11 protein-coding genes are annotated in these 12,645 nt (G+C 42.3%); 2 read left to right on the forward strand and 9 right to left on the reverse strand.

Annotation, left to right across the window (positions count from 1 at the left end; translation table 11 throughout):
- Positions 1-65 precede the first annotated feature (65 nt).
- The 9 genes from BLT53_RS15575 to BLT53_RS15615 form a co-directional block, all read right to left on the reverse strand.
- Entirely contained in the window at positions 66-893 is an 828-nt protein-coding gene (locus tag BLT53_RS15575; protein WP_090236933.1) for a carbohydrate ABC transporter permease, read from the reverse strand.
- Between the two features lie 117 nt (positions 894-1,010).
- A complete protein-coding gene (locus BLT53_RS15580) occupies positions 1,011-2,294 on the reverse strand; it encodes an ABC transporter substrate-binding protein (RefSeq protein WP_090236090.1) in 1,284 nt (427 codons plus the stop codon).
- 33 nt (positions 2,295-2,327) lie between these two features.
- Positions 2,328-3,317, reverse strand: a complete 990-nt coding sequence (locus tag BLT53_RS15585) for an SIS domain-containing protein (RefSeq protein WP_090236092.1) — start codon at positions 3,315-3,317, stop codon at positions 2,328-2,330.
- A 207-nt stretch (positions 3,318-3,524) separates the two neighbouring features.
- Complete coding sequence (locus BLT53_RS15590; protein WP_211516913.1) at positions 3,525-4,769, reverse strand: ATP-binding protein; 1,245 nt, start codon at positions 4,767-4,769, stop codon at positions 3,525-3,527.
- 258 nt (positions 4,770-5,027) lie between these two features.
- Positions 5,028-5,735: a GDSL-type esterase/lipase family protein gene (locus tag BLT53_RS15595; RefSeq protein ID WP_090236095.1), complete on the reverse strand. Its 708-nt coding sequence runs from the start codon at positions 5,733-5,735 to the stop codon at positions 5,028-5,030.
- Between the two features lie 168 nt (positions 5,736-5,903).
- Positions 5,904-6,998, reverse strand: a complete 1,095-nt coding sequence (locus BLT53_RS15600; RefSeq protein ID WP_090236097.1) for a Gfo/Idh/MocA family protein — start codon at positions 6,996-6,998, stop codon at positions 5,904-5,906.
- Positions 6,999-7,054: 56 nt separating this feature from the next.
- Complete coding sequence (locus BLT53_RS15605) at positions 7,055-7,804, reverse strand: ThuA domain-containing protein (protein ID WP_090236098.1); 750 nt, start codon at positions 7,802-7,804, stop codon at positions 7,055-7,057.
- Positions 7,801-8,991 (reverse strand): Gfo/Idh/MocA family protein, encoded by a 1,191-nt coding sequence (locus BLT53_RS15610; RefSeq protein WP_090236100.1) that lies wholly within the window; start codon positions 8,989-8,991, stop codon positions 7,801-7,803. The genes BLT53_RS15605 and BLT53_RS15610 overlap by 4 nt, the downstream gene beginning before the upstream one ends.
- Positions 8,992-9,492: 501 nt before the next feature.
- Entirely contained in the window at positions 9,493-10,251 is a 759-nt protein-coding gene (locus BLT53_RS15615) for an IclR family transcriptional regulator (protein WP_090236101.1), read from the reverse strand.
- 208 nt (positions 10,252-10,459) lie between these two features.
- Between BLT53_RS15615 and BLT53_RS15620 the strand changes: the two genes are divergently transcribed.
- Both BLT53_RS15620 and BLT53_RS15625 read left to right on the forward strand, forming a co-directional pair.
- Positions 10,460-11,659, forward strand: coding sequence for a CaiB/BaiF CoA transferase family protein (locus tag BLT53_RS15620; RefSeq protein ID WP_090236102.1), 1,200 nt, complete (start codon positions 10,460-10,462; stop codon positions 11,657-11,659).
- Positions 11,660-11,662: 3 nt separating this feature from the next.
- Positions 11,663-12,613: a hydroxymethylglutaryl-CoA lyase gene (locus BLT53_RS15625; protein WP_090236104.1), complete on the forward strand. Its 951-nt coding sequence runs from the start codon at positions 11,663-11,665 to the stop codon at positions 12,611-12,613.
- The last annotated feature ends 32 nt before the right edge of the window (positions 12,614-12,645 follow it).

Below are 12,645 nucleotides of genomic sequence, written 5' to 3' on the forward strand. Positions count from 1 at the left end.
CTTTCTTCCATCTTCTTTTGGCCGGTACATTGTAGGTATAATCAATCGTTGCTTTGGTTTCCAAATCAATCATCCTTCCCTGTTCGGAATAGCTTCATTTGAACTAAGGACACGAGCAATGTGAGAACGAGAATAACGGTGGCAATGGCGGATGCATAGCCCATCTGGTCTTTGGCGAAAGCCGAGTTGTAAAGAAGAGTTCCAAGCACCTCACTGGCATTTCCGGGACCGCCTCCCGTTAAAATATACGGTTCATTAAAAACAGTAAAAGCGCCTGTCAGTGTAATAAGTGAAGCCACAAAAAACATCTCTTTCACCTGTGGAACCGTAACAGAAAGAAACCTGCGGATTTTACCGGCTCCATCCATTTCCGCTGCTTCATAAATTTCCTTCGGGATCGCCTGAATGGCAACAATAAATAACATCATGATGTAGCCAATACTTTGCCATTGAGATACGGCAATCACTGCGAAAATCGCCGTTTCTGAGTCACCGAGCCATTCTCTTGTCCAGGAGTCCAGTCCCAACCCATGCAGGAAACTGTTGAGAATCCCCATGTTTGGTTCATACACAAAGGTAAAAAGCAATGCGATGACCGTAACCGAGATAACCACCGGCAAAAAGAACACCGTCCGAAAAAAACTGCTGATAAACCGGGTAATGGGATCCTCCAGAATAGCCGCCAAAATCAGCCCGCCAAACACCTGGCATACGATTGAAATGACAGCATACCAGACGTTATTTTTTAACGCGGTATAGAACACCGGATCTTGAAAGAGGTTGCTGAAATTGGTAAACCCGACAAATGCCTTGTCCGGGGAGAAAGCCGAGAAATCATAAAAACTGAATCTGAAGTTTTCCACGATTGGATAATATACAAAAAGCCCCATCATCACTATGCAAGGTGCAAGATACAGGTACGGGACGAGTTTTCTGATCGGCAATGGATTCACCTCTTCTTTTTTTAAAAGAAGGTGGTTAACGTACAACCACCTTCACATCATCGTTTTTTATTTTTTTTGCAATCCGCTGGCGGCTTTCTGGACGTCCGCCATCACTTCTTTTGGTGTTTTCTTTCCATTGAGCATCAGTTGTGACCCTTTTAAATAAGCATCAACAATCTTGATATCTACGGCTGTGTCGAACCAAAGATAGGTTTTGTCGGCATTTACAATAAGATTAATTGCATCTTGCTGAAGCTTGGAAGCATTCTTTTCATTGGTCGTTCCCTTAACAGCGCTATATTCACTGACCTTTGTCAGCTGTTCAGTACCTTTCTTTTTGGAAGTGAGAAATTTAATAAACTCCATTGCTTCTTTTGGATGCTTGGTCTTGGAAGAAATCATGATTCCTTCTGGTGCAGCAGTGATCGAGTTTGGATTTCCTTCTCCCCCTTGAATCCCCGGTGTATTGAATACTCCAAGATTTTTCTTCAAGCTTGGCTCGATCATTCCGATCTCGGCCAACTGGAAATAGCCCATCGCTGCTTTTCCGCTATTAAACAATTGGCGTGCATACTCGTGATCCACAGAGTTAACACCCTTATTAAAGTAAGGTTCAAGCTCTTTAAACTTCTCCAGGGCTTTCACATAACCCGGATTGGTAAATTCACCATCCGAATTTTTCAGATTATAGTCTTTTTCGATTACATCTTCCGGTACCATCTGAGCATTCAATGAGCCGATATAGTGAGAAATCGTCCAAGGTGCCTTGCTGCCGAATGCGACCGGTGTAATGCCCTTTTTCTTAATTTCTTTTGAAACAGAAAGCAATTCGTCCCATGTGGTCGGCGCCTTTAAACCGAGGTCTTTAAAAATCTTTTTGTTGTAAAAAAAGGCTTTGCCGTCTGTGGACCAGGGAATTCCGTAAATTTTCCCATCCAGGGTAAAGGGCTTAAACTGAGAAGAAATGATTTGATCTGACCACTTTTTATCATCGTTTACAAACTTGGTTAAATCATAGGCTTGTCCCGCACGGGCGAAATTGTAGGCAAATTCACCGCTCCAGGAGAAGTACACGTCAGGAGGATTATCCGAGCCAAGCAGCACCCGGATTTTGTCTTTGTAGGAGTCATTCAAAACGGCTTCCGTTTGGATTTTGATGTTCGGATGGGACTTTTCAAACTCTCTCACCGCGTCTTCAAAGTATTGCTTTTTTGGCTCTGTCGGCCAACGATGGAAAAAACGGAGTACAACGGTGTCATCGTTGCTTCCTGATGATGAACTGGAGGTACAACCCGCCATGAATGAAAGCATCATGGCGGTAATCATGCCTATAAGTAGCAGTCGTTTCATTTCCTTTCCTCCCCCTGTAAAAGCTTGATAGATTTAATATTCAACCTTCCACATGTATCTTCTCGTTGATAGTGGATGATTGCGCTCTTCAGCCAGGCAATCTGCATATTTTCTCAGCACATAGTTAAGGACTAATGGAGCGATGTAACCCTTCACTTCCTCACGTACACCCGTGAAATCAAAATCAGCTGCATCAAGCACAATCAATTTTTTTCCATAACGCTTGGAAAATTCCAATGCACGTTCTTCAAGATGTCTCGTTTCATCCAGACCAAGGAGGATAATGAACGGCGTTTCCTGGTCAATAATTTCGAATGGCCCATGGAAATATTCACCCGCATGAATAGCGTGGGAATGTATCCATTGCATTTCCATCAGGATGCAGATCGCAAACGAGTAAGCCACTCCATAGTTGGCTCCACTGGCCATCGTGTAAATAATATTTTCATTTTTGTACATTTGGCCGAAATCTTCTGCATTTCCCTTATAAAGCTCTGCTGCTTTTTCGTATACCTGCTGAAGGTTCTCAAGGCTTTCTTCGATCAGTGCAAACTTGTCATTGTTTTCAATTGTTTTTAATACGCCAAAAACAAGCTGATAAAGAACGGAATAGTTCGTTGTGAAGGCATTCGCTTCCTCTCCCCACTCGTATTTGAGAACAACATCAGAAGCTTGAGCCAGCGGAGAACCTTCCACATTCGTCAATGAAATGGCCAGTGCTCCTTTTGATCGTGCAAATTTCGCTGATTCTACAGTTTCCGGCGTATTGCCGGAGTGGGAGCAAAGAATGACCAAGGAGTTTTCACCCAATTTATTATGATTACGGTGGATAAATTCATTAGAGCTGTATAAGTGGGCATCGATTTTTTTCGCCTCACGGTCAATGACATATTTGCTTGGATACATAAGTGCGGAGGATCCTCCACATGCAACAAAAAATACGTTTTCTATTGTCTTTTTCTTAACTTCCTCAAGGGCTGCCTGAACTTGGTTTTTTACGTCAACAACTAAATCTGTACTCATGAATAGTGCCTCCAATGTTTGAATTTTGGGTGCGCGCATACCCAGAACAATACACAACATTATAATACGTTATATATTGTTATATTATTAGGTATTAATTTACCATCGGTTTCTTTGGAAGTCAATATTGTTTTCTGAATATTTAGTCGACATTTTTCGAGTGATTTTCTCATGAAGACGTAAAAAACGCCCGGAAGTGGCCGGACGTCATGGTGTATACCCTTCTTCTTTTTTCTTATAAGCCGGAAGATTGATCGTAAAGCATGTTCCTTTCGTTAACTCGCTTTTAATCAAAATTCGTCCACCCATCTGCTTTACGATTTGATGGCAAACGGTTAATCCCAACCCGGTTCCCTTTTCCTTTGTTGAATAATAGGGGCTGCCCAGCTTTTTGATTTGGTCCTTGGTCATGCCTACTCCATTATCTTTAATTTGAATAGAGATGAAGCCATTGGACAATTTCCTGCCTGCTATCTCTATTTCACCATCGCTTTTGATCGCTTCAATCGCATTTTTGATGATGTTAATGAACACTTGCTGGACTTCGAGCTTCAGCCCTTCAATTTCAAGAGATGACTCCACTTCTTGTTTGATATGAATGCTGTTGAGAATAGCATATGATTGCATCACGTCAATCGATTGCTGAATGAGGGAGGTTAAATCAATGGTCTCATATTGATCAATTTGGGGCTTCGCGAGCGCCAGATATTGATTAATGATTTCCTGCGCCCGATCCAATTCCTCAATGGAAATGTTTATGTAAAATTGCTGATCCTTTGTTAACTCTTCTTTTTGCAATAATTGCATAAATCCACGCACCGATGTCATAGGATTGCGGATTTCATGTGCAACAGAAGCTGCCAGCTGGCTCACCACATTCATTTTTTCCGCCTGCATCAGCTCTTGTTTCATTTTAATCTGCTCGTTCATGTTCTCAATTAAATAGACGATAGCAATCAGAGTGGCTAAAACAATAAGAGAAGAGCCTAATTCGAAATAGGTTTGCCGTTGATCTCCCTTCAGCTCAAGAAAAATCCCCCTGGTTATCGGGATCATCATATAAAACAAGCTGATCACCAGGACCTTGCCTCTTATCTGATACCGGTGGAACATGCGGGTGACCGGGAGCAACAAAAGGCAATACACTGAATAATTGCCTAAAAGGATCAACAGCTTCTGGGCTGTCAAAAAACCAATGACAAGCAATGCCAAAAAAGCAGTAAATCCTACCTTTTTTCCTCCGTATAAAAAGGACAGAATAATCACGATTGCTTTAAAGTCATACTTATAGGTTTCCGAATAAAGAACAGGCTGGCTCATTGTAAAAACCAAGATAATGAGCATGAACAGAAAGAACTTCGAACGAATTTTTTTCCGTTCCTCTTCTCGTTCTTTAAAAAAGACTTGATAGATTAAAATCGTAAAAAGAATGAAAACCACATGCAAGCACATGCTCTGAATAGACTCCCACATACCGTTACCTACTTCCTGGATTTACATGGCTAATTTGAACTTCGACACAGAGGAAGAAACCCCTTGTGACAGGACCAGGATTCCACCCGTAAAATTAATTCAGCGAATCTAGTATCCCGCCATATTTTTCCTGCCAGATCATTAATGATCCTATAGTAGCATCCCAGAAAATTAACAACAATAAAAGCCAGAAAAGGAGACTCTCTTTTCTGGCTTCATAAGCAGCCCAACTTTGTATTATATAGTAATATTTTGTCTCTCCAATTCCTCTCGTAAAACCTCAGCCATGATATCATACCCGAGCACATGTGGGTGAAGGCCATCGTCGGCAAGTTCCTGACGAAGCGTTTTGCCATCCAATTCGGTCAGATGAGGATGGTAATTCACAAAGGGAATGTTTTCGTTGCGTACGAGTTCTTTTAACTGCTCATTGATTTTCAGCACGAGCTCATTGCGAATCACTGTCTGCATATTTGTTTCAATATTCGTTGGAAGCAGTGAGCAAACTACCGGTATAATCCCGCCGTCCTTTGCTTTTCTGACCATCTCCGCAATATCAGAAACCACCTCTGCCAACAGCTTGGTCTGTTCCTTTCGTTCCTCTTTTACCGGAGCATCGAGGGTCCATAAATTGTTGATGCCAATTTTCATGATGGCATATTTCGGTTTAAGCTGAACGCAATCCGCATCAAAGCGTTTCAGCATGTAGGGGGTCATATCTCCCCCAATTCCCCGGTTTACGATCCGGTTTCCTTTTCCGCCAAAATACGTTTCTGTATCCCACATTTCCGTAATGGAATCTCCAATAAAAAGAAAATCAATGTGTGCCTGTTTGGCAATTAGCACTTCATTGTGGAAATCAAATACCGTTCGTCTGGAATCGGCGGCAATCACGCTGCCAAAAAATCCAGGGGATATGACTTTTGGGCGTTGCATTGTTTTCATGATTTATCTAGCCTCCAACGTTGAATTGAGTGTATCTTTATACATTCGCCCTTACAGCCACCCATACCTTCATTTCCCTTTAGAACAGGCAAAATACGGGATAAAACTTTAACCTAGCCGTCTATGAAAGTGCCCACATAAGCTGGGATGAAGTATTAAATAATGAAATTACATCACCTGTAATTCCAATGACACAGGTTCTGGGCGATCACAGGTGCTTTCCATGATATAGTGTCTTCCGCTAACAGAGGAATCATGGAATCCGTGCATGGCCTCCAGAACGTGGTAAGCCAGTCTGCCATTTGCCCGATATTCCCCGCCTTCAAGGATAGCCATGGCCATATCGGCAGCACCCAGCCCCCTGCTGTTTTGATCGTTGCCAAATGTGAGAGGTACCTCCTTAAATTCTATTTCGTCACGCTTTCTAATTTTCACAGGACCCCCGAACGTATTAGGGTCAGGTACCAGAAGGGTGCCTTCGCTGCCGTAAATTTCGATTGGCGGAAGTGATGTACCGCCAATGGCATCAAAGCTGGTTGTTATATTTCCGATGACTCCCGATTCAAAATCAATCACGCCTGAAATATGAGTCGGGGTGGATACTTTAATTTTCGTTCCTGCTTTTGGCTGGCTAAGCACTGTTCTTTCGGGGTAACTAATACGGGCAGAACCAGATATTCGTTTAATTGGTCCTAAAAGAGCCACCAAGGCCGTTAAGTAATACGGTCCCATATCAAACATTGGTCCACCGCCAAGGTCATAATAAAATGCAGGATCTGGATGCCAATGCTCGTGTCCGCGGGAAATCATGAAAGCAGATGCTCCAATAGGCACACCAATTTCTCCTTGTTCGATTAATTGAACCGCCGTTTGAATGCCTGCTCCAAGGAAAGTGTCCGGTGCACTACCAACAAGGAGATTATGTTTTTGGGCCGCTTCTAAAATTTGTCTTCCCTCTTCACGTGTAACCGCCAGTGGTTTTTCGGTAAATACATGCTTTCCTGCCTCCAGCGCCTGGATGCATACAGAAGCATGTGCTTTTGGGATGGTTAAATTAATAATCAACTCGATTTCCGGGTCAGAAAGCAGTTCTTCAACTGAACATGATTTAGGAATTTTAAACGTATCTGCTTGCGCTTTTGCCCGCTCTACATCGAGATCAGCACACCCAACCAGCTCCAAGTGCTCAAATTTCGGACAATTTTGCATGTATATAGAACTAATGTGGCCGCAGCCAATAATGCCGATTTTAAGTTTTTTCATTTTATGACCTCACCATTTATAAGATTTATGAAAAGATTTTCAGCAAAAACTAAGGATTATTGACTATCTCCCATTCCCGTATAGATACGGCCGTTACTGTTACCTGATGCTCCATAGGCTGATACTAACCGATCGTTGGCTCTTTTTTTGCCTTCAGCAGCCCAGAGAAAACCTCGCCGCATCATAAGAGAAACTTCAGGCATAGCCACAATATTTGCTTTATGGCCTAAGGAATTATAGAAGACATATCCCTCACCCCAGCGTTTAGTCCAGACAACAGGCATGTCCACTGCATTATTGGCCGCATGCGGTCCGTCAACAACCGGGAAGCGCGTCGTTGCCAACACTTCAACAGCTGGATCAACGTGGAGATAATATTGTTCACTCACCACTTTAAAATCAGAGAGGCCTTCCAAAAGAGGGCTGGTGGAATGCTTAATGTTTACCATGTATTCCACACCATCATTTCCAGGGTGCGCCACCCAGTTTCCGCCCGTCATGAATTGCCAGTCCACATTGTTTCGGAAAGAGTCGCACATCCCGCCATGGCACCCGGCCAATCCGACACCATTCATTACCGCTTCAGAAATATTAAGGACATATTTCTTTTCAATATCGCCCATTGTCCAGTGCGGAACGATCAAATCCAATGATTTTAGTTTTTCCGCATCCGCATAGGAATCAAGAGAATTTGAAACCTCTACATTGAAATTTTCTTCTTCAAGGATGCCTTTAAAAATATGAGAAATCTGTTCAGGCTCATGACCATCCCAGCCACCCCAAACAATTAATGCGTTTTTTTTCATGGTATAATCGCTCCTTTTTTTGTATTTTGAACATCAGAAATTCGGATCCATTGTTCTTTTTCGATTGATAGATCAACTGCTTCCAATACTTCCTGACACTTCACGCCGTCGTGAAAGTTGGGAACTGGCTGACGTTTTTCTCTGAATGACTCCATTAGCTCTACTATTTCATGGATGAATGTATGTTCATAACCAATCGTATGCCCTGGCGGCCACCAGTTTTCTGCATAAGCATGCGAAGGATCTGTCGCCAGGACACGACGAAATCCCTGGACATCGTCTCTGTCATCGGCAAAGTAAACCTGCAGCTCATTCATTCGTTCGAAATCGAAAATGACGCTGCCCTTGCTGCCGTTGATTTCAAACGAATTTTTGCACCGGTGTCCTGTTGCAAAACGAGTGGCTTCAAAGCTTCCCAGAGCACCGTTAGCAAATCGAGCCAAAAATAGAGTTGCATCATCTACCGTAACTTCGCCTTTTTCATTACTGTCACTTCCTTTTGCAGATAAACCAGTCATTTGAGAAGGTAATGGTCTTTCCTTAATAAACGTTTGATTCATGCCTATTACTTCATTGATGTCCCCAATTAAATAGTGGGCTAAATCGATAAGATGAGCTCCCAGATCTCCGTGAGACCCAGAACCGGCAATATCCTTCTCAAGCCGCCAGACACGCGGGAAATCAGGATCAACGAGCCAATCCTGCAAAAACCAGGCACGAAAATGATGGATCGTACCTAACTGACGTTCGTCAACAAGCTTTTTAGCCAGCATAACAGCTGGGGCAAAGCGGTAATTAAATCCAACCATATGCTTAACGCCTGAGGCTTCAACGGCCTCAAGCATTTCCCTCGAATCCTCCAGTGTAAGCGCTAACGGTTTTTCGCAAAAAACATGTTTGCCAGCCTGCGCTGCTGCTATTGCTATTTCTTTATGTGTGTTACTAGGAGAATTAATATCAATTAAATCAATATCATCTCTTTCTAAAAGACTCTTCCAGTCAGTTGAATATTCTTCAAAGCCAAATTGCTTAGCAGCAGCGGCCACACCTTCAGGATCACGGCCGCAAATCACCTTCATTTCAGGATGAACCGTGTTTGGGAAAAAGAGAGGAATATCCCGGTATGCATGACTGTGTGCTTTACCCATAAATTTATAGCCAATCATTCCAATATTTAGTTTTTCCATAGCCTATCTCCTTGAATAGTAGTTTAAGAGAATCATTCATAGTTATCATTACTTGTATCTGCCGAAGCTCTCTTACTCGTTCAGTTTGATGTGAAAATTCCAGTCTGTCCGAGACAGGGATTTATTTTGTGGACAATAGATACGGCACTCGTAAATTTCGGTAATCATTCAATCTGACCATCCTTGAATTTCAGCCCTCCCTATTCACAATTAAACTTTTTGAATAGTATAACATTTTACACTAAGTTTGGATATTAAATAAACAAAGTTTTTCATTTCGATTTTGACTAGAAAAGAACTTTTGCCGGCTGAAATCGGAAGGCCTGTTTATTTGCGTGTGGTGGCGCGTTAGATCCTTACTCCAAAACAGTACGGGCCGTCTCTCCCTCAGACGGCCTTTTTTTGTGAGTTTGGTGTCGGCGTTTGCTGCGGTTCGACAAAGAATAGCTGCAAATCACGTCATTTTCTTAATTGAGCAAACAAAAAAGCTGACGTTGTTGGTCAGCTTTTTCCTTGGTAACCCAATTCATTAGAGACTTCTAAAGCGACATCTTTGACCATTTCCTGATACGTTTCCACAATATCCGGAGTAAATCGTATACTTGGTCCCGATATGCCAATCGATGCCTTTACTTCTCCTTTTACATTGAATACGGGAGCCGCAGCACCAGATACCCCAATTCCCCGTTCATCAAAACTATAACTTGAATGCGTCTGGCGAATTACCGCTAGTTCATTTATCAATTTCTCTCCCTGCTCCCCAGGTACACTTGTCAATTCCCTCTCAATAAAATCCTCATCCTGAAAAGCCAATATCGCTTTCCCGCCTGCTCCTGCCCATAACGGCAGCTGTTCACCGACCTTAACAATATGCTGAACCGAGTGCTTGCTTCCAAAGCGTTGCACACATACACGTTGATGTCCTTCAAGTAAATATAACGTTACGGTCTCTCGTGTATCGTCTCTTAACTTTTCCATAAAAGGCTTTGCAGTTTCTTTAATTTCAATGGTTTTTTCGGCAATTTGGCCCCAAAAATAAAGTTTTTTTCCGAGTCTGTATTTAAGGGTATTTCCATCTTTTTGTACGAGTCCATTTTGTTCTAAAGTAGCTAGCAGCCTAGTTGTAGTAGATTTCGCAAGTTCAATTTTCTTGGAAATTTCAGTGAGCGTAAGTTCGGGCTGCTCATAGGTAAAGCACTCTAAGATATCAATCGAACGCTGCAGGGTTCGAATCCCTTTCCCCGTATCATTATCATTCATTAAACAACAACCTCCACTTCCTCCGTCCATATCTATAGCCATTTTATCGTTCAATTTCCAATTAAACCAGTCAGGCATCCTGAAAAAATTTTCTTAAAATTCTTATTTATCATAGACTTTTTCACTTCTCTTCACTATAATCCTATTTATAGTTCCATTAAATGATACTTAGTTCCACTAAGTGGAACTATTGAAGAGGAGGTAAATTATGAACACTGGGCCTTTACATGGAATACGCATTATTGACATGGCAACAATGATTGCGGCCCCTTATGGAGCAACATTATTAGCAGACCTTGGAGCTGATGTAACAAAAATTGAGATGCCTGGAAAAGGCGATACACTAAGGTCTGTCGGCCCGTGGAAAGGCAAGGAACCTTTAAGATGGCCAGGTATGTCCCGCAATAAGAAATCCATCACATTGGATCTTCGTACAGAAGAAGGAAAAGAAATCCTCAAGAAATTAGTCGTTCATACGGATGTAATAATAGAAAATTTCCGTCCCGGGACTTTAGAAAAGTGGAACTTGGATTATGACGTTTTGAAAAAAGCAAATCCTAAACTAATCATAGTAAGTGTGTCCGGATACGGAAAAACAGGGCCATATAAAGAGAAGGCGGGATTCGGTACACCTGGTTCCGCTTTTAGTGGCTATACCTATCTCCAAGGCTATCCTGATCGTCCGCCAGTAAGTCCTGCCTTTTCACTTTTAGATTATGTAACCGGCGTATATGTGGCTTTCTCTACTGTAAGCGCTCTCTATTATCAAGAAAAAAATGGTGTTGATGTTGGCCAGCTCGTTGAATTAGGATTGTATGAATCAATGTTCCGCATGATGGAATTTTTGGTGGCGGAATATGACCAGATGGGGGTTGTAAGAGAACGGGCACCCGGACTTAAAGGACACTCCAGCCCTGCCGGCACGTATGAAACAAAGGATGGAAAATTTGTGGTGTTGGTTTGCAGCACAGACCCCACATTCAACAGGTTGGCCAAAGCAATGGATCGGCTGGATATGCTAGAGGATGAACGATACGATACTAATGCCGCAAGACTTCAAAATGATGCAAAAGTACAGGAAGTTGTTAAAGAGTGGATCTCACAATTCACTCAGGCAGAGCTTCAAAAGAAGCTTGATGCCTTCGGAGTGCCGGTTAGCCCTATTTACAGCATTGAAGACATTTTCAATGATGCTCAATATCAAGCCAGGAAAAATATTATTGAAGTGGATCACCCCCGTTTAGGAAAAATCAAGGTGCCCAATGTTATTCCTAACTTTTCAGCGACACCTGGCAGCATCCGATTCCGCGCACCTGAACTCGGTGAGCATAACAAAGAAATTTTGATAGATTTACTCGGTCTCTCTACCGAAGAAGTAAATCAATTAGAAAAGAAAGGAGTTATTTAAAACATGAACTATGTTCTCCCATCAGAAGTAGAGATTTGCGAAGTTGCGCCGAGAGATGGTTTTCAAGCTGAAAAGGAATGGATTCCGACCTCTAAAAAGGTAGAAATTATTCGCCGCTTGGCTGCAAGTGGCATTACCTCTATGGAAATCACCTCTTTTGTTCACCCGAAAGCAATACCTCAGTTGAAGGATGCAGAAGAAGTTATAGCATGTGTAAATGATTTGACCAATATAAAATTTCGTGCGCTTATACCGAACAAAAAAGGTGCAGAGCGTGCAATAAACGCAGGAATCAAAAAAGTTAAGTTACTATTGTCTGCTACAGATTCACATAGCCTTTCCAACGCAAACAGCCTTGTAAAAGATGTACAGGAAAGCCAATTAGAAATTGTAGAACTCGCCAACAAAAAGAACGTTAAAATATCAGGTTCCATTGCGGTTGCCTTTGGTTGTCCATATGAAGGCCAAGTTTCTATAGATCAACTGCATCGTATACTTCAGAGGTATTCCAATATGGGTGTTCTTGAAGTTTCATTGGCTGACACAACCGGCATGGCCAATCCTAAGCAAGTTTTTGAAACGCTAGGGAACGTAAGAAATGCGTTTCCCCACATGGCTTTTTCGATGCACTTTCATAATACGAGGGGCATGGCTTTTGCAAATGTAATTGCATCGATGCAACAAGGGATTACGAACTTCGATAGTTCTATTGCTGGTCTTGGAGGGTGCCCATATGCCCCGGGAGCTTCAGGTAACATCGCGAGTGAAGATCTGGTGCATTCTCTTCACGAGATGGATGTTAAAACAGGAATTCACCTGCCATCACTACTCGAAACTGCAAGATTTGTGAAAGAAGAAATTGGACACGATGGAGGAAGCTTTGTATTAAATGCCGGGCCATGTTCCCAACTCCATGAAAAACCCAGTGGACAGGAGAAGCTTATACAACATTAGGGAGGTGCCTTCCTAACAGAATACTGAAAGCG

This window comes from Fictibacillus solisalsi (assembly GCF_900103485.1).
Lineage (GTDB): Bacteria > Bacillota > Bacilli > Bacillales > Fictibacillaceae > Fictibacillus_C > Fictibacillus_C solisalsi.

Bases quoted from the DNA above. Each gene is read 5' to 3' on its own strand.
- BLT53_RS15575 (WP_090236933.1), bottom strand. From the start codon at position 893: ATGATGGGGCTTTTTGTATATTATCCAATCGTGGAAAACTTCAGATTC.
- BLT53_RS15580 (WP_090236090.1), bottom strand. From the start codon at position 2,294: ATGAAACGACTGCTACTTATAGGCATGATTACCGCCATGATGCTTTCA.
- BLT53_RS15585 (WP_090236092.1), bottom strand. From the start codon at position 3,317: ATGAGTACAGATTTAGTTGTTGACGTAAAAAACCAAGTTCAGGCAGCC.
- BLT53_RS15590 (WP_211516913.1), bottom strand. From the start codon at position 4,769: ATGTGCTTGCATGTGGTTTTCATTCTTTTTACGATTTTAATCTATCAA.
- BLT53_RS15595 (WP_090236095.1), bottom strand. From the start codon at position 5,735: ATGAAAACAATGCAACGCCCAAAAGTCATATCCCCTGGATTTTTTGGC.
- BLT53_RS15600 (WP_090236097.1), bottom strand. From the start codon at position 6,998: ATGAAAAAACTTAAAATCGGCATTATTGGCTGCGGCCACATTAGTTCT.
- BLT53_RS15605 (WP_090236098.1), bottom strand. From the start codon at position 7,804: ATGAAAAAAAACGCATTAATTGTTTGGGGTGGCTGGGATGGTCATGAG.
- BLT53_RS15610 (WP_090236100.1), bottom strand. From the start codon at position 8,991: ATGGAAAAACTAAATATTGGAATGATTGGCTATAAATTTATGGGTAAA.
- BLT53_RS15615 (WP_090236101.1), bottom strand. From the start codon at position 10,251: ATGAATGATAATGATACGGGGAAAGGGATTCGAACCCTGCAGCGTTCG.
- BLT53_RS15620 (WP_090236102.1), top strand. From the start codon at position 10,460: ATGAACACTGGGCCTTTACATGGAATACGCATTATTGACATGGCAACA.
- BLT53_RS15625 (WP_090236104.1), top strand. From the start codon at position 11,663: ATGAACTATGTTCTCCCATCAGAAGTAGAGATTTGCGAAGTTGCGCCG.